Below are 22,954 nucleotides of genomic sequence, written 5' to 3' on the forward strand. Positions count from 1 at the left end.
TGGTTGCGGGAGCAGGATTCGAACCTACGACCTTCGGGTTATGAGCCCGACGAGCTACCAGACTGCTCCATCCCGCGACATCATCTTACTACTTTTGTTGCTACTCTGACCTAAACCGCACACTGAATAAATGGTTGCGGGAGCAGGATTCGAACCTACGACCTTCGGGTTATGAGCCCGACGAGCTACCAGACTGCTCCATCCCGCGTCAGAGGTTGCATATAATACGGAGAGCCTCCCTGTCTGTCAAGGCTTATCAACAAAGAAGACAGGATCTGCTGCGCAAAGCCAGATAGCGATGAAAAAGCGCTCTACAGGGGTGGTCTGAAGCCGGTGGCGGTGATACGTTACCTGTAACAAAAATAACAACAATGACATTACTTATGAGTGCATATCTTACTCCGACATTGACGTCGGCCGCGTTGCATCCTTTGTTCCAGCTCATGCGTGAGCGGGGCCTGAACCCTGACGAGCTTCCTGAGCTGGCCAAGGACTGGGGTAGCAGCCAACTACAATTTCCTGTGCCTGTGTTTGATCGTATCGTCGAACAGGCTGGCCAATTCCTGAAGACACCGGCCATCGGTGTGATGATGGGTAGTCGGCTGGATTGGCGACGCTTCCGGTTACTGGCGTATCTATTGAGTGAATGCCGTACGGGCCGTGATGCGCTGTCACAGTTGCGACGTTATTACCCACTGATCAGCGATAGCCATTCTCCCGATGTGTTTATCGGGCAGCAGGCCGTCAAGGTAGTGTTTTATGTCAGTGAGGGGAGCGCGCAAGCGCGTCAGACCCGAGCGGAGCTGGTCGCGGCCGGTATTCATGATGTCGGTTCCCGACTGGGTAACGGCTTCTACAATATTACGGGTATTGGTTTTCAGCAGCAGCCTCCTCAGTACCGGGATCAACTCGATCGTTATTTTGGTGTGCCGGTTCGTTATGGCGAAAGCTGCAACTGGATCAGTTTCTCCAGCGACTATCTCGACAAGTCGATGAAAAAAGCCATGCCGTTCCTGGAAGCCATGCTCGAGGGAGCGGAAGTCCCCTGGCGCTCGGAAGACACGGAACGCCCTTTCAGTCGCAAGTTACGCCATATTCTTTATTACTGGCCCACCTGTCTGCCAATGACCAAGGAGGCGGTGGCTGATTTATTGGGCACCAGCGCCAGGACATTGACTCGGCGACTACAAGAAGAAGGCAGCCAGTTCTCGGAATTAAGCAAGCATTGCCGGTTGGTACGCGCTGCGGCGGCGTTAAAACGTACCAGTAAAGATGTGCAGCAGCTGGCTAATGAACTGGGGTTCTCTGATCGTCGTGGATTCGAGCGGGCTTTCAAGCAGTGGACTGGGCAAACACCGGCTGCGTTTCGGCGTCAATGGCGTAACCAGGCGGTTGCTGCCGTTTCCAGCCTGTCGCCGCTGGAATCCAATATCGGCTTCTACTAGCGCTATCTCGCAACCGGTTGATCCTGCCCGGTTGGTTGCTGTTTTGTTGAACGAAAAACAGTAACCAACCGGAGACTATCGTCAGGTATATCGGCTATCTGCAACAGGAGATAACAGCGGTCTGTTCAGCCTCTGTTTATTGTATAAGTTCCTGCAGCTCCGTCATGCGGTCACGAACCAGTGCCTTGTCGGCAGCATCAACCGATTCCATTTCATCGATCATTGTCAATGTTCCCCGAAGCATCGATTCCATGGCGTTAAGTTGCTCTGCTGGCATATTACCGCTGCTGCGCATTTGCTGTACTTGAGCCAATTGCTGCTGTACCTGGGCACGGCTTCCTCCTTGCTCGTTCATATCGACCGCCAGCATGCCCAGGCTGATTTCGGTGGTAATCCGGGTCCATTGTTCAACGCTGTCAAATCCGGCGGCGGATAGTTGCTGGCTGAATTCACCATACAATCCCGATGTTTTCAGGCTGTTGATACCTTCCTGGAACATCGCGGCCATGCCGTCTGTCATTGCCGCATTCCCTTGTGGCATCGCATCTTCGTGTTGATCCAGCCAGACCTGTACTGTTGGCATGGATTTAATCCACACATCCAGTTCCGTGGCGGTCAAGGCCCACGCCGGGGATGCTGCCAGCATGGCAGTCAGTGTGATAACTCGACGCATATAATAATCTCCGTTGCTATATTCTGAAGCGATATTCTGGGGTGATCATGCCGCGAGGTTATCACAGCTGGGTCAGGGAGCGACGGGCATAGCGTGGATTTCTATCAAAACCTGCTGATCAAAATCACCGATGGCCGGCAAGGTGGCAAAGTGTCCGCGATCCAGCGCGGCAGAGGCAGGGCAAGCTGTCGCAGCAAGCGTTGCATTGGCTGACTGGCTGTCAGATATCGCTTGCCAGGCATTAACAGGCTCTGCCGTCAGCCCCGCTGGAATGCAATCGTTCAGGCGATTGGGCAATCCGTGGCTGCTGGGGTCATACAACAGATCACCAGCCAGGTACAAATCAAAGCCATCCCAATCATGCTCGTTCACCGAATCCAGAACCACTCCGTTCAACCGGGCATTGTGTTGTGCAGCCAGGGTCGCCAACGGGTCAATATCACAGACGGCCACTCGACTGGCTCCCTGTCGCGCAGCCTGAATCGCCGCTATACCGCTGCCACACCCGACATCCAACACCCGCTTGCCGGCCACCAGCTGCGGGTGCCTGGCCAAATAGCTGGACATGGCGCGCCCTCCTGCCCAGGCAAATGCCCAATACGGCATATACCGCCACAGAGCCGCTACTTCCTGACTATTGAACAGTCGTCCCTGCTGGATAGCCAGCAACCAGAGCTGTATGCCATGTTCCAGCGTAACCGGTTCCAGGCCGGCATTGGACCAAACGTCGTGCTGTTGCAGTCCGGCCAACAAGTCCGCCGGGGGATAATGCATCACACTGGTCATGTGCCACCGCCATAACGCGTCTGGGCAGCGGAGACTTTTTTAAGATAGTTACGGGATTCCTGACTGGGATGACTGGATAGAATGGTGCGATACACTTGGCTGGCCGACATGGCGTTAATGCGGGCAACGGCTTTTTCACGGTCACTGTGGAAGGTTTTATACAGGTTCCCTGCCCCTCCGTTGTAGGAGGCAATCATACAATACAGTTGTTTTTCGGTACCCGGGATATCGCGTAAATAACGATCCCGCAAAATCGACAGATAGGCAGTACCAATATCGATATTCTGTTCTGGACGCAGCAGGACATCACGACCAGGGCTGCCACTGCGCTGGTAGATTTTTTCATATACGTCCTTGCCTGCCGTCCGACTCATTACCTGCATCAGGCCATAAGCACCGGATGGCGACACGGCGAACGGGTTAAAACTGCTTTCGGTTTCAATAATGGCCAGAATCAGTGGCGCCGGTACGCTGTAACGAATCGCGGCCTGTTGCACCAGAGTGCCATATTGCTGGGCGCTGACCTGTTGAAATTCCTGCACCATCGGAATCGAGACCCAGTAACGATTGCTTTCTTGTTGTAATTGGTTAGCCACCAGGTATTCGGCATAACGTCGGGCACGCCAAGAATATTCAATCAGCTGGCCATCGTGATCTTTTACCTTGCCGGCCAGAAACGGCGTTCCGGTCAGGCCAAAGTCGGCAGCAGTGCGCAGATCCACCGCTGCCGGGTCCGCCGGGGTCAGCAAGGTCGCTTCGATAGCGTGTGTCAGCGCTTGCAGTGGTGTTTTACTGCCACGGTTTTCGATATGGATGGTCCCGGCATCAAAGTCGATACGTACCTGGGTATGGTAATTATCCAGATATTTCACCAGTGACCGCACTCCGGAAACAGCCAGGTCTCTTCCCCAGACCTTATTGGCCCGATCCGGAAAGAACATAAACTCCAGAATCACCGACTGTACATCGTCCGACAGCTCAGCGAAGTTTTCCGGTAGCTCGGCATCCGCCAGAGCCAAGCACCCCGTCAGTGGAATGCCCAGCAGTAAATAACGGCATTGGCTCCATCGCCACGATCGCGGTCTGAACACCTTGTTCAACAAGGCCAGAACCGGCAATAAAAGACCTTCACCACAGTATATCCTTATCCAGAAAAGTCCGTAGTGTAGCCGCCTGCTTTCTGGCTGTCAGCGTCTGGCCTGACGACGGATGGCATTGGTGGAGAAATCACTTTCATTCAAACCGGTATCAAAAAAGCGAAAGCTGCGCGGCCGCTCGTTATCCAGCCCTTCGGTGTAATAGCGTCCGGATGGAAAATCATAGGTGACTTCGAGCGTGGTCATCATCAAGGGCATATCGTAGTAGTTGATCAAATGCCCTTCCGTCATCTGTATCAGTGCTCCGTGCTGATCGTATTCTTCGGCATACACAATCGACCACGAATCTTCATCGAGATAATAACGGCGCTTGCTATAACGGTGACTGAAGCCAACCCGCAAGTTGGCCTCGATCACCCACACCCGATGCAACTCATAACGCAGCAAGGCCGGATTCAGGTGATGTTTGGCCAGAATATCGTCCAGCGCCAGATCCCCTTGGTGTACCCGATAGGCATTGTATGGAATATAGATTTCCTGTTTGCCCTGCAAATCCCAGTCGTAATAATCGGGAGCACCGTTAAACATATCAACCTGGTCAATGGTGCGTAACGACTGACTGTTGGGGTCCGGTGTGTCGTATGCCAAATCCGGTGTCCGGCGTAACCGTCGAGCACCCGGTGTATACACCCACGACTTGCGCCGCGCTCGCATCTGATCCAGGGTTTCATGGACCAGGGTCAGGCTGCCGGCCTGATGCGCTGGTGCCAGTGTTTTTCGTGTTAACAGAAAGATTTTGTTTTCCAGTTCGGATGATTTTATGTCCGCCTCGCTGTATTTGAAGTAATAGTTGTACTCCCGCAAGGTGTCCATTCGCTGACCGTTGGTGGTGATCAAGGAGCTGACTGCTTCGTAGGAGACCGTCTGCCCCCGAAATCTCAGGGTGTGATTCCAGAGTACTTCCAGGCCATTGGCTGGAATCGGAAACGGCGAACTCATCACCGCGCCGGTAACCCCCGAGCCATACGGTAATAACTGTGCCGTGGCGGCATTGGACTGGATGGCATCATAAACAGAATCAGGGTACGACGCTGAACGGTGGCTGGGGTAGACATTCAAATACATATCCGGGTAACGCTGCAGCAGCTGACGCTGTCCTTCGGTCAGCTGGTCCTGATAAGCACCGAGGTTGCCAGCATCAATCCGCAACAGCGGCTTCTCGCCGGCATAAGGGTCGGGATGAAAACCGGTTTCCCACGGCCCTTGATCTTGTGGCAAGCCGCCCGTCCAGGCCGGAATGGTACTGCCATTACCTGCGCGCTCCGCCCCCAGGGGCGTCAGGTCCTGCTGTAATCGTTTAATATCACTATCCGGCAACTCTGCCCAGGATGGCATTGCCATACCCAGCAACCACACAAGCATACTTATTATTTTCATGTTTTTATTTACCTGGCAGCCGCGCGTCTGATGAACCAGTCACTCTGCTGTTGTTGTTATTACTGTTATTGTTATTGTTATTCCATCGCTATCGATAATGAGGCCACTCCCCACCAATGATCAATTTCACCTTACAAAAGGCAACATTTTGATCATGAATAAGAAACTGAGAGCCCATCAATCTCATACTTTAGAGTGACATTAATACGAATGCCTTTTGAAAAATAAAAAAATATAACTTTTAGGTTATATGGAAAGATCCGTAGAGCGCCTGAATATCTGACCAATACGGGCAGCCTGTACGGCACGCACGGTGGCGGGAGTAACGCGCTTGAGGCGTGCAAGAGCAACGCCGATTAATGGTAAAAAAACCGGTGAATTGGTCGCGCTGGCAACCACTGCCGGAGCCATATCCGGTGCATCGGTTTCCAGTAACCAGGCGTCCAGTGGCAGCTGCTGCACAGTGCGGCGCAACCGATGGGCATTGGGCCGTAATAACAGCCCACCCAGCCCCAACCGAAAACCCAGATCAAGATACTGCCGGGCCTGCTGTTCACTGCCACTAAAGGCATGGATAACACCCCCCTGGTCAAACCGGGTTTGTCGCAGTGCCAGAATGATCTCATCATGCGCACCAACACCATGCAGGATCACCGGCAGTCGATATTGTTGCGCCAGCTGTAGCTGGGCATCAAACAACCGCCGCTGACGCAGGCGTACCGCCGGGTCCATCTGCCGAACCCGGTGCAAACCAAACTCCCCCACCGCGACACAGTCCGATGTCACCAATGCATGCTCCAGCCAGTCCAGATCGTCCATCGTGTGCTGATCAATAAAAAAAGGATGCAGACCCAGGGCAAACCACCAAGGCCGCCCTTGGCAAAACGACGCCAGTTGTTTGCCTTGCTCACAGCTAATCCCTGGCACGATCAGGCCCGTCAGCCCCAGACTTTCACAGTGCTGCCACACCGCCTGACGGTTTTGCGCAAAGACCTGGAAGTCAAAGTGGCAATGACTGTCAAACCAGCCTGACAGAACAGGAGAGACAGGGCCATCTGTCGCCGCGGGCTTATTCATACATAGCGGTATTCATCGATTGTCTACCTTGGGCCTTGGTGGCCGTTGTCAAATTTATGACAAGTCGTCCCTGTTTTCGTCAGAATATTACCCTAAACAGCATAACAATCGCCCCAAATGCCTGCCTGACCACGCCACCCGTCGCTACCATGACGATTTTGGGGGCATAATAATAAAAACAGGGATGGCGCTCTTTTTGCTTCGATATTCAATACTGCCAATTTATCCGACACTGATTATCCGACACAGGAAGGTGAGCAATGATGCTAACGCCTCACGAGCTCAGAAGTATTATTCATCCAACGCTGGACTATATGGGTTGTTATTCTGTTGCCACAGAAGAGCAACTGGTTGCTCTGGCACAAGCACAATGCCGCCGCCCGCTCAATAACCACGACAGCACTTCTCTGTACCCGATTGATAACGATCTGCACCAGCAAATCTGGGATCAGTACCTGGCATTCAATCCTGATCAGGCCAGCCTGATTCGGGGACTGGCGTCGCAGCGACAGTTTCTGATTGACCCCCACCACGAATTAAAAACCAACCTCAGTTATGCCACCGCCATTGCCTGGGCTGTTTTTATCGCTTATCCACAAATACTGGCAAACGGCCTGGAGCGGAAAAGTGCCTGTTAAAATGCCAGCTGCTCTTTTACTGCATCCCACAGAGCCTGGTAATTACGCGCCAAGGGCACATTAGGCTGGCAGACGACAATCGGGCTGCGTAATTCCAGCATCCGTTCAGCACTGGCAGAATGACCGATAAAAACCGGCAATAACTCTTTGATGGTTGGTGCAACTTCCGAGGCCCATTGCACATGCGCTCGCTTGCGGCGATCAATCAGGGTGACAAATGGCAGCCATTGTTTACTTTTGACCCAGCTGAGATGCTGTTTTGACTGTTCATAGGCCCGAATGGACAGTAACGATGGTTCGATCGGCACCAGAATTTTATCCACCGCCTGTAACACCCCTTCAATTTGCGGTGACAGTATCGGTGGGCAGTCAATCACCACCAGCTCGTAATCTTCTCCCAACATATCGATAGCATCACTGGTGATATCTCTGGCGGTACGTTTGTCGGCGACACTTTGGTGAAATTTGCGCAAAGAGATATCCGCAGCCAAAACGTCCAGACGGTCATACTGCGTCGGGTAAATATAACGGCCGATCGGCTTGCCTTCACTCCAGACCTTGTCTTGCTTGCGATCAGTCTCAACGCCCAGAATCCAGGTGGCGGCCCCTTGCGGGTCAAGATCCCAAAGCAGAGTGCGAACGGAGTTGCTGGCGGCCAGAGCGGCCAGGTTAACGGCGGTAGTAGTTTTCCCCACCCCGCCTTTCAGCTGAAATACAGCAATAGCACGCACGAAACGCTCATCCCTTGATAATATTAACGGTCAGTCTAACACGTGATTCTTACGATATATCCCACCAAAATGCTCTATCAGCACGGCCACTCATCACACCCATGCTGAGATCAGACCAGTCTGGATCTCATCGCCATTTAACCGTGAAAAACCGTGCCAGAAAACATCTTTCTGACCCGGCTTGCTGACACGGTTTTCACACCACCCAGGCACCAGGCTCTCGAACGATAGTTAGATAAGTGATCAGGCGGTAGTTCCCTTGAAAGCCACCCCACAGCCTCCCGATCCACAATAACCGCCAGGGTTCTTGGCCAGATACTGCTGATGATAACTTTCAGCCATATAATAACGAATGCCTGTCCGAATTTCGGTTGTAATCTCTGGCTTGCCTGCTGCCGTCAGACATTGCTGATACTGCTCCCGGCTCTGCTCTGCCACCGTCAGGGCTGCGGCATCGGGCAGATAAATCCCGGAGCGATACTGGGTACCGATATCATTGCCCTGACGCATCCCCTGACACGGGTCATGACTTTCCCAGAACACCGTCAACAGCTGTTGTAGCGATAGTTGCTGCGCGTCATACCAGATACGCACCAGCTCATTGTGACCAGTCAAACCGCTGCAGACTTCGTCGTAGGTCGGATTAGGGGTATGACCGCCACCATACCCGACCGAGGTAGAATACACCCCGGGCAGCGACCAGAACGCCCGTTCGGCACCCCAGAAGCAACCCATACCAACCATCAGCTCTGATAACCCTGCCGGGCGCTCTCCGGCAATCACATGACCATTCACAAAGTGATGGCTGCTGGTTGGCAAAGGCTCGGAGCGGCCCGGCAAGGCCTCTTCCGCAGAAGGAATGGACATATGTTTTGGACGCCACATAATCAGTCTCCAGTAACGGTAATCGTATTCAGACAGAGGAATTTTCTACAGGCATCCTATGACAACCTATCCGAATCAGCTATCCCTCTGTTTTCACGGCGTTGGCAGCGGCGGCCATCTGGCTCTGGGCAGCGCCGCCGCCACTCTGGAACATCAGGGCCAACCCTTGTTATTAATCGACTGTGGTCCAGGGACACTGGCACAGGTCCAGCAGCGCTATCAGGCCTTGCCGACAGCTATTTTCATGACCCATGCGCATATGGATCATATTGCCGATCTGGAAATATTGACGGTACGGGCGAAGCTGCAACAGGTCGCCCCCATTCCGCTGTTTGTGCCTCTCAGTGTCATTCCGGTACTGCATCAGCGGCTGGCAACGTATCCGGGCACGATGGCCGAAGGTGGCCATAACTTCTGGCAGTCGTTCCAGTTATTACCAGTCAGCGACCGGTTTGAATACGCTGGCATGACCTTCCACTGTTATCCGACCCGGCATCACTCTCCCGGCTCATCCTTTGCGTTGCACCTGCCCGGACAGTTTTTTTACAGTGGCGACACCCGGCCCATCCCTGAAATTCTCAATCACCAGTTAAGCGGCAATGAAGTGGTATTTCACGATTGTGGCCTGATTTCCAATCCATCCCATACCGGTCTCGATGATCTGGCAAAAGAATACCCCGAGGCCTTGCGCCGTCAGCTGGTGCTGTATCACTACGCCAATACAGACGCTGGCCAGCAGCTGAGCGCCGCCGGATATCGGGTTGCCACAGTCGACGCCTGTTTTACCCTGGGTAACGGCACTCAAACCCGTGCAGTACAATCAGCAGCACACCAACCAGCAGAGCAGATCAACCACCGCCGTGAATAACAGCCACCCGGAACTCAACCGGCAGCTACAGCAAATGTTGCCGGATGCCTATGTTTGTCGCCAAACCCTGAGTGCCTGTCCAGAGCTGCAACTCTGGCTGGCAGCACCAGAATGTATCAATCGGCCGTTTGCTGCCGACGAACAATTACGTATTGCCGCACACCCGGCCTATTGGGCGGTGTGTTGGCCTGGCGGTCTGGCGATGGCCCGTTATCTGCTGGATCATCCAGCCATGGTTAAGGGCAAAACCGTACTTGATATTGGTTGTGGTTCCGGCTTGGTGGCCATTGCTGCCGCCTATGCGGGAGCCAAACAGGTGATTGCCTGCGATCTCGATCCACAGGCCCTGATCGCCTGTCGCGCCAATATGGCGTTAAATCCGCTGGCACAACAGCAGACCGAACTGGCGTTATGCAGCGACTTTCTCCAGCTCGGCCAGATCGACCTGGTACTGGCCGCCGACCTGCTGTACGACCAGCATAACCATGGCTTGCTGGATAAATTCATAGCGATCAGCCAGCAGGTCTGGCTGGCAGAATCACGACAGCCCGATATCCAGCACCCGGCATTTCACTATCTGGGCCGACACTGTTACCCCACCGAACCGGAAACCGGGCCCAACGATCCTTACGCCACTTCCCTGCTGTATCACTCCCTGCCAACCTGCCAGCCATAAAAAACCCCTGATACCGGGCGGTATCAGGGGTTTGGTTTTATCACCAGGTCGCTATCTGGCCCAAACTAGCCCAGATCATCAACACTCTCCAGCGTCAGTTCTGAACCAGCCAGCACCTGCATACGTTTACCTGTGGTTACGTTGTAGCTTGAGCTGGCGATGGTATCAACAAACACCCAGTCACAGCTGGCCTTTTCTGCGGTAAAGGTCACCAGAATAAAGCCCCGCTGACCGGCATTCAGATACTCAAGGTCATCAATCAAGGTAGTAATCGCCGACTCAAAACTAGCCTGCAAAGCCTCATCCGAACCAAATCCGGCATACAACTCCAGCCCTGGCGAAGTCACCGATGGTGTGGCAAATTCGACACCAATCGTGGTGCCTGACTGAGTCAGCTGGCTGGCCCAGGCATTGTGGGTATCACCCGCCAGTGTCACCAGATTCACATCACGGGACTGGCCGCTGATCTGGGCATACAGCGTTTGACGCGCAACTTCGTAACCATCCCAGGCATCCAGATTATACGGTGCTGTGGTGGCCAATGCGGTGGCGACGTCGTCATCAATATCCATCCCCAGACTTTGCATGTATTTGGCGGTGGCATAGGTTTCCAGCATGGTCGCCAGTGCCAACTGGTCTTCAACGGTTGTCAGTGAGCTCATCGCCAGCAAGATATCTGCCGGGATGTACATTTTCCCCATCAAAACCTGCTGACCCAATACATCCCAGGTGGCACCCGAGGTAGCCAGGCTGTTGCCAAACCAGGCTGTTTGTTCATCCCCCAGCAAGGTACGGGAAGTGTCTGACATGTCCGTCATGAACGCTGTGGTATCCAGCCCGGTAGAAGTGACGTAATCGGCGTAATCCAGTTGCTTGCTACGGGCCAGAATACGGGTATCCAGCATGTGCAGGCGTACCAGATCGCCAAAATCAAACGCCCGATAGATATGGGCGTTATCGGAACCGGTACGAATCGGCAACCATTCATGATAGGCCTGCTCGGCAGCATCACGACGCTCACTGAATGAGCCTTCGGTCGTTTCATCATGATTCTCGGCACCGTCGATATAGGTGTCGTTGGCCAACTCATGATCATCCCAGACGCAAATAAACGGCTTGGCGGCATGGGCAGCCTGCAGGTTGGCATCCACATGGTATTGCGCGTAACGCTGGCGATATTGTGCCAATGTGGTGATTTCTGCCGTTGGCTCCGGTTGGCGGCCTTCGGCATCTTCAGTGGGGTATTCGTTGGAGCCGTATTCGTACAGGTAATCACCCAGATGGATCACGGCATCGGCATCGCTGTTGGCGATTTCCCGATAAACGTTAAACAGGCCGGCCGGAAAGTTGGAACAGGAACACACCGCCAGTTTGACGCTGTCGATACTGCCTTCCGGCAGGGTTTTGGTCTGACCGATGGTTGAAGTTTCACCATCCTTGCCAGCAAATTGATAATAATAGCCAGTGCCTGCCGACAACCCTGTTACGTCCACTTTAACCGTATAGTCACGGGAAGCATCGGTATACACAGTGCCGGATGCCACCACATCGGTCATGGCAGCGTCAGTCGCCACGACATAACCCACTTCGGCTTCCGCGTCGGCATCCGCGAGTTCGTCCGGCGTTACCCGGGTCCAGATAATCACGGCATCCACCAAAGGATCGCCCGACGCCACGCCGTGGCCAAAGACAAATACGGTCAGGTTGCGGCTGGAATCATCGTCGTCGTCATCATCGGCAAAACAGCCGGTAATCACAGCGGGTACACTCACCGCGCTGGCCGTGCCAGCCACAGATTGCAAAAAGCGACGACGGCTCAAATCGGGAGTACGTGACATACTTGGACCTCAACATAACGAGAGGGCGTAATTGCCCCATCAATGACTTAAAAGGCCATAATCGTAAATATTTGTTAAGAACTTAAGACAGAAAGCCTCCTGAGGTAAATCTTTATCAAGAACTACTGGCGGCATGAGTTTTCCGTGCTGGCCTGCACGGCACGCGTCCATTAAACTCAACGGCCTTTTTTACCGGCCGGGGCCAGATCGGAATGCTAGATAAGAATTCGTTGTCACAACTGCAATCTCTCAAACAGGAAATACACGACAGTGTTCCCAGATTTGAGGGAAAGGTTCGAGCGACTGGCGGACGCTTCGGCTTCGTAGTCACGGACGATAACCAGCAGTTCTACATGTCACCGGAAGAGATGGAAAAGGTGCTTCCAGGCGACAGGGTTGCTTTTCGTGTTGAGGAAGTGGATACCAAAAAGACGCAAGCCATTATCGAAAGCCTGATCAGCACAGAGCTGAGCGACTTTTGTGGGACTTATGTGATCAAGGGTAAAGGCCACTTTATCCAGCCCGATCACCAGGCACTGAACCGATGGATTTTTGTACCACCCAAAGCTCGCCAGAATGCCGAAGAAGGCATGTTGGTCAAGGCGCATCTGTCACAGCACCCTTACCCCGCAGGCCGGGCTCAAGCAGAAATTGATACCGTGATTGGCAGCAGCCAGGATGCCGGTATCGAAGCCCGCTACATGTGTCAGAAATGGAATCTGGCCACTGAGTTCAGCGAAACCGAACTGCAACAGGCTCATGAGCTGGCAGCCGCCGGCATTGATGCCCTCAGCACCGATCGCGCCGACCTGACAGAACTGCCGCTGGTCACGATCGACTCCGCCAGCACCCGCGATCTTGACGATGCCCTCTGTGCGACCGTTACCGATACCGGCTGGACCCTGCACATTGCCATTGCTGATCCGGCAGCGGTTATTCAGCCGGGTACTCCTCTTGACCTGATGGCACGCGATCGTGCGACCTCGGCCTATTTCGCCAATCTGGTGATTCCGATGTTGCCGGCAGCATTGTCCGAACAACTCTGCTCACTGCAACCTGGCGTCAAACGCCTTGCTCTGGTGGCCGAAGTCGCGGTTGATCAGGCTGGTGCCTCCACCCTGACCCGCTTGTCTCAGGCGCTGGTGTCCAGCCAGGCCAAGCTGTCTTACCAGCAAGTCGGTGAATTTATGGCGGATGGCAGCCTCGGTGATATCGATGCCGCTCTGCAGCCGTCATTGGATGCCTTGAAAGATTGTGCCCAGGCACTGGCCAGCCAACGCAAAAACGCCTGTCTGGTGATGGAAGACCGCCCAGACTATCGCCTGATACTGGACGAAAACGGCAAGGTCAAAGACATCGTGCGTCAGGAACGTAACGACGCCCAACGTCTGGTCGAAGAATGCATGCTGGTCTGTAATCGCCTGTGCGCCGATTGGCTGCAGCAACATAACAGCGGTATTTTTATTGAGCACGCCGGTATTCGTACCGAACGTATCGGGGATGTCACCACCCTGCTCAAGGAACAGTTGGGGCTGGAAAAGAAACCCAAAATCAAATCGCTGGAAGACTACGTCAGCCTGATGAAACAAGCGGCAGGCGGTGATGATGGCCTGAATATCAAGCAGATCATCAGTCGCCAGCTTGAGCGCAGTAATCTGACCACCGAAGACAAGCCGCATATGGGCCTGGGCTTCCCCCGCTACACCACCATGACGTCACCGTTGCGCAAATACAACGATCTGTTGGTACACCGTATGATTGCGGCAATTCTGACAGAGCAACCCGTCCCTGCCGTCGACGCTCCTTTACTGAGTGCGATTCAGGACAAGCAAGCCAAGGCACGGGTGGCCGCCAATCAGACGGAATCCTGGCTCAAGCTGCAATGGTTAAAAACGTTTCCGGCTGATGCCCAGTTTGATGCGGTCATTCAATACGCGACTGCCAATAACATCATGGTGCGTTTTGAAGACTCCGGGGTGGAAGGACAGATTGATCGTCGTAAAGTGAAGGGCAACTGGGCATTCGACAGCAAAACCCTGTCACACAGCAACGGCGAACAAACGCTGGCCATTGGTCAGACTGTCCGGGTCAGTGTGCAAACACTGGAACCGGATAGCCGCGAGCTGAAGCTGGCATTGCAGCCATAACCCATAACCTCCACTGGTATTACAACGGCATTACAACGCCGGAAACAGCCAGAGGAAGCACTTGTCAGAAAGTGCAGCAAGAATAGTAAGAGTAAGTAAGTAACTAGAAAGAGAAACAGGTAGTCAGAAAAAACAGCAGAGCCGGTCAGTCTGACCGGCTCTGCTGACACCCAGTCAGTTCACCTGGGTTTTGATGGTCAACATCTGGACTTCACTGTCACGATGATCCACCGGTGAGCGCTCATCCTGCCAATCTCCTGGCTGAGCAGTCGGTTGTCCGGTACGGGACACCCGCGCAATCAATGTCAGCTGTTCAAAATCACTGATCGTTATACCCGGAGCCATGGCCTGGGCATCGGTCAGGGTCACTTGTGTGGGCAAATCCGCCACCGTCAAACGTTGTACCGCCAGAGGTAAAGGAGGGCCAGTCACCGCCCGCGCCAGCACAAACACCAGATCATCCGGCTTGACCGCCGCTCTGGCTTCAGCACTGATATCAACCGCCACTGTCAGCCCAACCCGCTCCAGCCAAGCCAGATCGACGATAATATCCTGTGTCGCCAACTGTTCTGCAGCCCGACGTATACCTTGTGCCAGTACCTGGGATTCCGGCCCTTCTGGCAATCCCTGCCACAAGGCTTTCCAGTGATTGATCGCCCGCTCATGCTTGCCCAGCTCAAACGCCAGAATACCTGCCATGCCCAGAGCCTGACGGCTTTGGGGATTAAGCGACAAGGCTTCATCCAGCAAGGCATAGGTCGCTTCGTCGGCTTGTTGGTCGGCAGCAAAGAACTTTGCCTCGGCCATCAATGTCAGGGTCGCAGCACGATCACTGACAGCGTCCTCTGGCAAGGCTTCCAGAATCTCGCCAAAGGCATCAACGGCCTGTTGGTATTCACCGCTGGCGTTAAGCAAGCGGGCGTTCAGATAAGCCCACTCCAGATTATCCGGATCATGGTCCGCTTCTGCCGCCAGGCGCTGCATCAACTGCTGGCGCTCCGGCATGGTCAGCTCAACCTGTTCGCCCTTGTTCAGCAAAGCACTGGCTCGCAGGGCATTATCCGCCCCCCAGATGCTGTACAGCATGACCGACGCCAGCAAGGCCACCACAACCATGCTTCCCAGCATGATCCAGCTGCCAGAGGTCTTGTCGGCACGACTGGTATGCCCGTCGGCGCTGGCCAGAAATTCACGGTCCAGCTCCAGCTGCAAGGCAGCCTGCTCGGCATCGTTCAGCTCGCTGGATTTCAGCTCATCGGTACGTTCCTGGTACAGGCGCAGATTTTCTTCACTCTGCTGATTGGTTTCCGGTCTGAACCACACAGGGCGATACAGCAAGGCCACCAGGGGCAGCAGCAGGATCAACAACATCCAGATCATGAGTTATTCGCCTTTTGGTCGTTCGATGAATCCGCCGAGACTGCGGCTTTTAATTGTTCCAGTTGCTGACGTTCTTCTGCCGTCAATGGAGCCGGAGCAGCTTTCTGATTACGCCGCATTTGTCGCAAGATCAGCAGTCCCAGCAAAAAGGCCAGCAAGGGGCCAAACCAGAGTACATAGGTCTCTGCTCTCACCGGAGGTTTGTAATGGACAAAATCGCCGTAACGGGCGACCAGATAATCAATAATCTGCTCATCCGTCTGGCCGTTATTCATCAGCTCATAAACCTTGTCACGCATGTCTCCGGCCACTGGGGCATTGGAATCCGCCAGGTTCTGGTTCTGGCACTTGGGACAGCGCAGCTCTTCTGCCAGATGCTGAAAACGGGCAATATCATCAGGATCATCAAACGGGTATTTATAGCCATTCACCACCGCGTGGGCAGAGACCGCTCCCAACAGCAGCAGCAAGCCGGCCAGCCAGTGGCGATATTCATAACGCATCATGGCAAGCTCTCAAATTCAGGTTCAAGAGTCGACCAAACCCGGGCATTCAAATCACCGACGTGACGACCACGAATAATCCCGCGACTGTCCAGTAGAAATGTCTCCGGTGCGCCATAAACCCCCAGTTCCAGGCCCAACTGGCCATTGGTATCCGACAGGTTCCAGCGATAAGGATTGCCGTAGGACGCCAGCCATTGAATCGCCTTGCGCTCTTCGTCTTTATAGTTGATGCCGTAAATGCGTATGCCTTCCGCAGCCAGCAAATTAAGGAAAGAATGCTCTGCTTTACAGGTCGGGCACCAAGTAGCCCAGACATTCACCAGCGCACGTTTGCCCAGCAAGTCATCGCGGGTTACCACTTCTCCGGTTTCCAGCGATACCATTTCAAATTCCGGAAATGGTTGCCCGACCAGCGGCGAAGGCAAAACATCCTTGTCTTTACGGTCAATGGTGAGAAAAAACAGCCCCGCCAAGATGGTAAAGCCAACCAGAGGGACAAACAGAATAAACCGGTTCATGCAGTTGCCTCCGCGATTGCAGATGGAGAAGGTGCCGACCGCCGTGGTTGGCGATAACGTTTATCAAACATGGCCATCAGCCCGCCCAGCGCCATAAAGATGGTTCCCAGCCAGACCCAACGCATAAAGGGTTTGACCTGAATCCTCATCCCCCAGGCACCGTTTTCCAGTGGCTCACCCATGGATACGTACAGGTCACGGAACAGCGTGACATCGATGGCGGCTTCGGTCATGACCGAACCCCGCGCCGTGTAGCGGCGTTTTTCCGGCATCAGCTCGCCGATTAGCCGATCGTTGTCGTAGACCCGGAAACGGATGGCATCGGCGTGGTAGTTAGGGCCGCGAATCTGCCCCGCCTCGACAAATTCAAAGCGGTAATCCCCCAGTGTATGACTGTCACCGACCGACATCCGGACTGACTCTTCCTGGCTGTAATTGGCCACCATGGTCACACCGACCACCGTCACGGCAACACCGATGTGCGCCAGAATCATGCCGTTAAAACTGAGACTCAACGATGGAATCCGCTGCAACTGGCCCCGGCATTTTTTCCAGACATCCAGCAGGCTGGCCAGTATCAACCAGCTGGCAATACCGATCCCCAGAATAACCTGGCCATTCAGCTCCCCAGAAACAATCAAGGGGGTGGCGATACCCAGCACAGGAGCGGCCACTGCCGCCAGGCCCAGTTCCCGCCCCAGACGCTTGGTCTGATCCGTCTTCCAGCGCGATACCGCACCGATACCGATAATCAGTGTCAACATGACGCTCACCGGTACAAACATCACGTTAAACCAACTCGCTCCGACGGAGATCTTGCCCATGCCAAGGAAATCAATCAGCAACGGGTACAGGGTGCCCAGCAGAATGGCAAAGGCCGCCACCAGCAACAGCAGATTGTTCATCAACAAAAAGCTTTCGCGGGATAACCAGTCGTAACGCCCAACCGACGCCACCGTGGGCGCCTTGAGTGCATAAATCAGCAGCGAGCCACCCACGCAGATACCCAGCAATGCCAGTACAAACACCCCTCGTTCCGGGTCAGAAGCAAACGCATGTACAGAGGTCAGTACGCCGGAACGTACCAGGAAGGTTCCCAGCAGACTGAGGGAGAACGCAATGATCGCCAGTAACACGGTCCAGCTTTTGAACAGGCCGCGTTTTTCTGTCACCGCCAGTGAGTGCATCAGCGCAGTCGCCACCAGCCAGGGCATCAGTGACGCATTTTCAACCGGGTCCCAGAACCACCAGCCACCCCAGCCCAGTTCGTAATAAGCCCACCAGCTGCCCAAGGCGATACCGATGGTCAGAAAAATCCACGCAGCTGTTGTCCATGGACGAGACCAGCGTGCCCAGGCGGCATCCAGACGCCCACCCAACAACGCCGCCACAGCGAACGAAAACACCACGGACAGGCCAACGTAACCCATATACAAGGTCGGTGGATGCACGATCAAACCAAAATCCTGCAGCAGCGGATTCAAATCACCGCCTTCTGACGGTACCGAAGGCAAGGTGCGGGCAAACGGATTGGAGGTTTCCAGCGTAAACAGAATAAAACCAGTCGAGATCAGCCCCATAATACCCAGCACCCGCGCCAGCATATCCAGCGGCAACGAACGACTGAACAAGGCAACCGCTACGCCCCAGCAACCCAATAAAGCCACCCACAGTAATAACGAGCCTTCGTGGGCACCCCACACCGCGCTGATTTTAAACGGCGTCGGCAAGGCGCTATTACTGTTGGTAGCGACATAAGTCACCGAGAAATCATCCACCACAAAACACCAGGCCAACACCACCAGGCTGACCAGCAAAAACAGCGCCTGGGCTGCCGCCAGTGGCCGGGCGTAGGCCATCATCAGCGTATTATTGCGATGTACCCCCCACAACGGCACGACGGTTTGGAATACCGCCACCACAAACGCCATGATCAGCGCCAGTTGGCCAAACTCCGGAATCGACGACAAGGCGCCGTAAGCTTCGGTCAACATTAATAGGCTCCGTCATTTTTGATCGATTCGGAAATTGAGTAACTGCTCGATGTTGCCGATGCACCCTGCATGGCCTGTTTGCCATCTTCGTGTGCCTGCTCCAGAGCATCCTGCACTTCCGGTGGCATGTAGTTTTCATCGTGCTTGGCCAATACTTCGGATGCCTGTATCACGCCATGCTCATCCAGCTTGCCCAGTGCCACAATACCCTGTCCCTCACGGAACAGGTCGGGCAGGATACCTTCGTAATGAATCGGCACCGTGGCGGCACCATCCGTGACCTGGAACGTAACCGCCAGCCCTTCTTCATCGCGCTGTACGCTACCGTCAACCACCAGACCACCGGCACGAATGGTGCGCCCTACCGGCACTTCACCATTGGCAATCTGGGTCGGAGTCTGGAACAGGTTGATGTTCTGGCTAAGGGAATACATCAACAGCCCCACCGCAACGCCAAAGCCGATCACCAAAAACAGAATCAGCTTCAGCCGTTTCTTCCGTTGTGGATGCATGTCAGTTTTTCTCCTCGTTAACTACGGTTCGGTCAGCGGCCGCTTGTCCGCGACGATCACGGCGTACACGTTGCCCTTGTTCCCGAATCAAACGACGGCGCTGCCACATTGGCAGCACCAGATTGGCAATAATTACCAGCGCACTCAGGCCGTAAGACAGCCATACATACAAACCATGACGTCCCATGGCGAGAAATTCGCCGACACTGTGAAATTCCATTAGCGACCTCCACCCAGCATTTCCGGCAACGCCTGAACCCAGCTGCGCTTGCGTTCATGCCAGAGAATTTCATTACGGGTGCGTAAAATCACCAGCAAGGCAAACAGTACATACGTTGTCAGAATCATGATCAGCAACGGCAATAACATATCCGGGTGCATGCTCGGTTTTTCTGTCAACTTCAAGGTCGCTGGCTGGTGCAAGGTATTCCACCACTCCACCGAATACTTGATGATGGGAATATTCACCAGCCCAACCAGCGCCAGAATCGCCGCGCCCTTATGGCTGGCTTCTTCCGACTCAATCGCCCGCTGTAATGCCATCACGCCAAAATACAGGAACAGCAGCAACAACATCGAAGTCAGACGTGCATCCCATACCCACCAGGTCCCCCAGGTCGGTTTACCCCAGATCGCGCCGGTCAACAGGGCAATCAGGCAAAAACTGGCACCAATCGGCGCAATCGCCCGCGCCACCCAGGCCGCCATTTTCATTTTCCAGATCAGGAACACCGCGCCGGCAACCGCCATCATGATGAACGCACTCTGGGCCACCAACGCCGCCGGCACATGAATATAAATAATGCGAAAGCTGTTGCCCTGCTGATAATCAGCCGGTGCATACAGCAAGCCAAGCACCAGCCCAACCACGCAGCCCACCACAGACAGCAAAGCCAACCAAAAGATCCATTTTGATGTCAGTTCATAAAACCATTTGGGCGAACCCAGGCGGTGATACAGCCGTACAATCCACTGCCACATAAAATCCCCGATCAAAAACGTGCGCCTAGCGCGATAAATTCAGTTTCAGTGCCGCTGCCGAAGCGAAGGGCGTCAAACACACAGACAGCGCCAACATGGCGCCCAGAAAACCGATCTGGCCATTGTATGCCATCCCCAGTCCGGCGTGATAAACCGCACTGGCAGCAAAGATCAACACCGGTACATACATAGGTAAAATCAATAGACTCAATAGCAATCCACCACTGCGCACCCCGGCCGTCAACGCCGCCCCCACAGATCCCAGCAGGCTCAGAATCGGCGTTCCGACCGCCAGGCTCAGTAACATACCGATGTAAGCGTCATCAGGCAGCGCCATCATTAATCCCAGCACCGGGGCCATTAATGTCAGAGGCAAACCGCTGCATAGCCAATGCACCAGGGCCTTGGCCAACGCCAGCATATAGAGAGATTCCCCCGATGCCAGCCATTGTTCCAATGTGCCGTCTTCAACATCGGCTTTATACAAAGCATCCAGTGACAGCAGCGTCGCCAGTAAAGCACCGACCCAGATCACCCCACCGGCGATCCGGGACAAGAATTCAGGGTCCGGGTCCACCGCCAGTGGGAACATCGCCACCACCATCAGAAAAAACATCAACGGATTAAGCCACTCGCCAGGATTACGCCCAGCCAACAGCAGATCCCGCTTGATCGTTGCCATCACCAGGCTCATAAGAGTCCTCCGCCCAAGGCCAGTTCACCCAGATCCAGACGCTTGAGTGACGGAATATTCTGCAACGCATGGTGACTGGTAATAATGACCGCACCGTTGCGGGCAACATGCTGTTGAATGCGGGCTTCCAACCAGGCCACCCCAGCAACATCCAGAGCGGTAAAGGGTTCATCCAGAATCCATAGCGGCGCGGGCACAATCGCCAACCGCGACAAACCGACACGGCGCTGCTGCCCGGCCGAAAGCTGATTACAGGGCGTTTCTTCATAACCGCCCAGCTCAACATCTTCCAGTGCTTGCCACAGATCATCATCGGTAATCACCGACGCGGATTCCGTGGACATCCATGGACTGACCAGCCAGCGCAGATTTTCCAGCGGTGTCAGCGCACGCTTGAGCGCCGCCAGATGGCCGAGATACAAGCGCTGGCTGGCGTAATCGGCAAACACCTGGGTCAATGGCTCGCCATGCCAGAGCAGATCGCCGTCAAAATCCCGGTTCAGTCCGACCAGCAATCGTAACAGGGTGGTTTTCCCGGCACCGTTTGGCCCCGCCAGTTGCAGCAAGTCACCATTCTTGACGGTCAGGTTCAAACGCTCGAATAACACCCGGTCATCACGCTCGCAGTACAACTCACTCGCACTCAGGGACACACTGTTATCGGTATAACGATTTGCCATTCAAACCCCGGAAATTGCCATTGCGCATAAAAGCGGGCGCATTATATACAAAAACCCTGTGGACTGTGGCTTGACCCGGATGGGTCCTTCGACCAATTTGCTTCATTCATGAGACGCACGCCAGACCTGGAGCAATATCACCCCTACTTTGCCATCAGGTGGAGGATCTCTCCCGACGCAGGCACCCGGCATCACTCAGGTTAGAGGTATGGAACCCGGGCAGGAAAAGCGTGATGCCTCAGAGCTGATCTATCGCAAGAAAGGCACCAAACGAAGAAAGGCAACAAATTAAAACCCGGGATGAAGATGCCCATTGGCGTTGATGAAGCTATGAGCCTGACCCACCGCCGCGAATGTTCACAACCTGGCACCTGCTGAAAAGCGGCGCCATGGTGATGAACATTGCAGATCAGGGTTGCCAATTTACTGGGAATTATGGGCTGTATCGGGTTGTTTTAGATTGCTGGTTTGGCATAAAGACAGGCAATCGATGGGCTTTTTCAGAGCTTCCTTAAATTGATTGTTATGAGTACGACTCAAAGGGTTTGAGGTCTATACCTTCAATATCGCAAACCGCCTTAATAGTTGGATTTGAGCAAAGACGCTTTAAATAAGCAGCCAGATGCTCAAATTCAAGAGGGGATTTTTCCAGTGGCAACGACCATTCCGCAAGCATAAACAAAAAATAATCACATGCTGTTAGCGTCCCACCAAGCAAGTATTCATTGCCCTCTAGCTGGTCGTTGATAATGGATAAGGCGTCTGCAACCCTGTCGCCCTGGGCCGCTACAACATTTGGAATGGTAGCTTCATCATTGGTATGGCGATGAGGATAATAGTGAACCATAAGTTCAGCTTGCAGCGTATTATTAAGAAACGCGAGCCACTGATAAAACAAGGGGCGGTTCGGATCACCTGGAGATGGCATCAAATCTGATTCAGGGTGTAATTCACAGATGTGAATGCAAATGGCCGGACTTTCAAAAACGGGCTGCTCATTAACAACCAGAGTCGGAATTCGCCCTACAGGGTTGAGCCTGAGATAATCTTCAGATTTTTGAGCATTTGACGTCTTATCGACCAACAACAACTCATAATCTGCTTTTAAGTGATGAAGTAAAAAATGAGGAGCCAGGCTCGCATTGTTTGGGTAGTAATAAAGTTTGAACAAAATAAATTCCTGATCACCAAAAGTACAGACATTCATAACGAGCCTGTAGAAAAACCTGATTTCAGGTAGTCTTTCCCGCCACCTGCTCGTTCTCTGTTGTTTATTTCCGATTGCCCGTTTTAACCCACAATCGCTTGTTAATTCTGTATTTCAGGTTTTGCTGCCTGTAAGCCAGACCGTCAGATAACCGACGACAGCTGGCTCTGATAATGATTAATAC

The 22,954-nt window shown here is 53.9% G+C and carries 23 protein-coding genes and 2 tRNA genes; 5 read left to right on the top strand and 20 right to left on the bottom strand.

Features of this window, described 5'->3' with window-relative positions:
- Positions 1-77, bottom strand: a tRNA-Met gene (locus tag Q8W22_RS08960).
- A 54-nt stretch (positions 78-131) separates the two neighbouring features.
- A tRNA-Met gene (locus tag Q8W22_RS08965) sits at positions 132-208 on the bottom strand.
- Positions 209-383: 175 nt separating this feature from the next.
- Here Q8W22_RS08965 and Q8W22_RS08970 point away from each other — a divergent pair.
- On the top strand, positions 384-1,445 hold the full coding sequence (locus Q8W22_RS08970; protein ID WP_305452133.1) for an AraC family transcriptional regulator: 1,062 nt from the start codon (positions 384-386) through the stop codon (positions 1,443-1,445).
- 136 nt (positions 1,446-1,581) lie between these two features.
- Here Q8W22_RS08970 and Q8W22_RS08975 read toward each other — a convergent pair whose 3' ends face one another.
- The 5 genes from Q8W22_RS08975 to Q8W22_RS08995 form a co-directional block, all read right to left on the bottom strand.
- The gene (locus Q8W22_RS08975) at positions 1,582-2,118 is read right to left on the bottom strand and encodes a hypothetical protein (protein ID WP_303433340.1); all 537 of its coding nucleotides are present in this window, start codon (positions 2,116-2,118) and stop codon (positions 1,582-1,584) included.
- A gap of 72 nt (positions 2,119-2,190) precedes the next feature.
- The gene (locus Q8W22_RS08980) at positions 2,191-2,904 is read right to left on the bottom strand and encodes a methyltransferase (protein ID WP_305452134.1); all 714 of its coding nucleotides are present in this window, start codon (positions 2,902-2,904) and stop codon (positions 2,191-2,193) included.
- The gene (locus Q8W22_RS08985; protein WP_305452135.1) at positions 2,901-3,923 is read right to left on the bottom strand and encodes a murein transglycosylase domain-containing protein; all 1,023 of its coding nucleotides are present in this window, start codon (positions 3,921-3,923) and stop codon (positions 2,901-2,903) included. Before Q8W22_RS08985 ends, Q8W22_RS08980 begins: the two co-directional genes overlap by 4 nt.
- Before the next feature lie 168 nt (positions 3,924-4,091).
- Positions 4,092-5,423, bottom strand: coding sequence for a DUF1329 domain-containing protein (locus tag Q8W22_RS08990; RefSeq protein WP_305452136.1), 1,332 nt, complete (start codon positions 5,421-5,423; stop codon positions 4,092-4,094).
- A gap of 261 nt (positions 5,424-5,684) precedes the next feature.
- On the bottom strand, positions 5,685-6,515 hold the full coding sequence (locus Q8W22_RS08995) for a TatD family hydrolase (protein ID WP_305452137.1): 831 nt from the start codon (positions 6,513-6,515) through the stop codon (positions 5,685-5,687).
- A 260-nt stretch (positions 6,516-6,775) separates the two neighbouring features.
- Here Q8W22_RS08995 and Q8W22_RS09000 point away from each other — a divergent pair, with 260 nt between their 5' ends.
- Positions 6,776-7,153, top strand: a complete 378-nt coding sequence (locus Q8W22_RS09000; RefSeq protein ID WP_303433335.1) for a hypothetical protein — start codon at positions 6,776-6,778, stop codon at positions 7,151-7,153.
- Here the strand turns inward: Q8W22_RS09000 and Q8W22_RS09005 are convergent.
- Positions 7,150-7,884, bottom strand: coding sequence for a ParA family protein (locus tag Q8W22_RS09005; protein ID WP_303433334.1), 735 nt, complete (start codon positions 7,882-7,884; stop codon positions 7,150-7,152). The two genes, Q8W22_RS09000 and Q8W22_RS09005, sit on opposite strands and share 4 nt — an antisense overlap.
- Positions 7,885-8,127: 243 nt before the next feature.
- Positions 8,128-8,769 (bottom strand): peptide-methionine (S)-S-oxide reductase MsrA, encoded by a 642-nt coding sequence (gene msrA, locus Q8W22_RS09010; protein ID WP_305452138.1) that lies wholly within the window; start codon positions 8,767-8,769, stop codon positions 8,128-8,130.
- A 58-nt stretch (positions 8,770-8,827) separates the two neighbouring features.
- Between msrA and Q8W22_RS09015 the strand changes: the two genes are divergently transcribed.
- Positions 8,828-9,637 carry an MBL fold metallo-hydrolase gene (locus Q8W22_RS09015; protein ID WP_305452139.1) on the top strand — a complete coding sequence of 270 codons (810 nt, stop codon included), beginning with the start codon at positions 8,828-8,830 and terminating at the stop codon, positions 9,635-9,637.
- Complete coding sequence (locus tag Q8W22_RS09020) at positions 9,630-10,313, top strand: methyltransferase (RefSeq protein ID WP_305452140.1); 684 nt, start codon at positions 9,630-9,632, stop codon at positions 10,311-10,313. The genes Q8W22_RS09015 and Q8W22_RS09020 overlap by 8 nt, the downstream gene beginning before the upstream one ends.
- A 65-nt stretch (positions 10,314-10,378) precedes the next feature.
- Here the strand turns inward: Q8W22_RS09020 and Q8W22_RS09025 are convergent, their stop codons facing one another.
- Complete coding sequence (locus Q8W22_RS09025) at positions 10,379-12,151, bottom strand: alkaline phosphatase (protein ID WP_305452141.1); 1,773 nt, start codon at positions 12,149-12,151, stop codon at positions 10,379-10,381.
- Between the two features lie 212 nt (positions 12,152-12,363).
- On the opposite strand from Q8W22_RS09025, the gene Q8W22_RS09030 reads away from it, so the two are divergent.
- Positions 12,364-14,298, top strand: coding sequence for a VacB/RNase II family 3'-5' exoribonuclease (locus Q8W22_RS09030; protein ID WP_305452142.1), 1,935 nt, complete (start codon positions 12,364-12,366; stop codon positions 14,296-14,298).
- A 174-nt stretch (positions 14,299-14,472) separates the two neighbouring features.
- Here Q8W22_RS09030 and ccmI read toward each other — a convergent pair whose 3' ends face one another.
- The 10 genes from ccmI to Q8W22_RS09085 form a co-directional block, all read right to left on the bottom strand.
- The gene (gene ccmI, locus Q8W22_RS09035; protein WP_305452143.1) at positions 14,473-15,678 is read right to left on the bottom strand and encodes a c-type cytochrome biogenesis protein CcmI; all 1,206 of its coding nucleotides are present in this window, start codon (positions 15,676-15,678) and stop codon (positions 14,473-14,475) included.
- Positions 15,675-16,184, bottom strand: a complete 510-nt coding sequence (locus Q8W22_RS09040; RefSeq protein ID WP_303433327.1) for a cytochrome c-type biogenesis protein — start codon at positions 16,182-16,184, stop codon at positions 15,675-15,677. Before Q8W22_RS09040 ends, ccmI begins: the two co-directional genes overlap by 4 nt.
- Entirely contained in the window at positions 16,181-16,702 is a 522-nt protein-coding gene (locus Q8W22_RS09045) for a DsbE family thiol:disulfide interchange protein (protein ID WP_303433326.1), read from the bottom strand. Before Q8W22_RS09045 ends, Q8W22_RS09040 begins: the two co-directional genes overlap by 4 nt.
- Positions 16,699-18,696 carry a heme lyase CcmF/NrfE family subunit gene (locus Q8W22_RS09050; protein ID WP_305452144.1) on the bottom strand — a complete coding sequence of 666 codons (1,998 nt, stop codon included), beginning with the start codon at positions 18,694-18,696 and terminating at the stop codon, positions 16,699-16,701. The genes Q8W22_RS09045 and Q8W22_RS09050 overlap by 4 nt, the downstream gene beginning before the upstream one ends.
- Positions 18,696-19,208, bottom strand: coding sequence for a cytochrome c maturation protein CcmE (ccmE, locus tag Q8W22_RS09055; protein WP_303433324.1), 513 nt, complete (start codon positions 19,206-19,208; stop codon positions 18,696-18,698). The genes Q8W22_RS09050 and ccmE overlap by 1 nt, the downstream gene beginning before the upstream one ends.
- Position 19,209: 1 nt before the next feature.
- Positions 19,210-19,428 (bottom strand): heme exporter protein CcmD, encoded by a 219-nt coding sequence (ccmD, locus tag Q8W22_RS09060; protein ID WP_305452145.1) that lies wholly within the window; start codon positions 19,426-19,428, stop codon positions 19,210-19,212.
- Positions 19,428-20,189, bottom strand: coding sequence for a heme ABC transporter permease (locus tag Q8W22_RS09065; RefSeq protein WP_303433322.1), 762 nt, complete (start codon positions 20,187-20,189; stop codon positions 19,428-19,430). Before Q8W22_RS09065 ends, ccmD begins: the two co-directional genes overlap by 1 nt.
- A gap of 25 nt (positions 20,190-20,214) precedes the next feature.
- The gene (ccmB, locus tag Q8W22_RS09070; protein WP_303433321.1) at positions 20,215-20,883 is read right to left on the bottom strand and encodes a heme exporter protein CcmB; all 669 of its coding nucleotides are present in this window, start codon (positions 20,881-20,883) and stop codon (positions 20,215-20,217) included.
- The gene (gene ccmA, locus Q8W22_RS09075; RefSeq protein WP_305452146.1) at positions 20,880-21,563 is read right to left on the bottom strand and encodes a cytochrome c biogenesis heme-transporting ATPase CcmA; all 684 of its coding nucleotides are present in this window, start codon (positions 21,561-21,563) and stop codon (positions 20,880-20,882) included. The genes ccmB and ccmA overlap by 4 nt, the downstream gene beginning before the upstream one ends.
- A gap of 523 nt (positions 21,564-22,086) precedes the next feature.
- Entirely contained in the window at positions 22,087-22,770 is a 684-nt protein-coding gene (locus Q8W22_RS09085; protein ID WP_305452147.1) for a glutathione S-transferase family protein, read from the bottom strand.
- Between the last annotated feature and the right edge of the window lie 184 nt (positions 22,771-22,954).

Source organism: Oceanobacter sp. 1_MG-2023 (assembly GCF_030689025.1).
In the GTDB taxonomy this organism is placed as follows: domain Bacteria; phylum Pseudomonadota; class Gammaproteobacteria; order Pseudomonadales; family Oceanobacteraceae; genus Oceanobacter.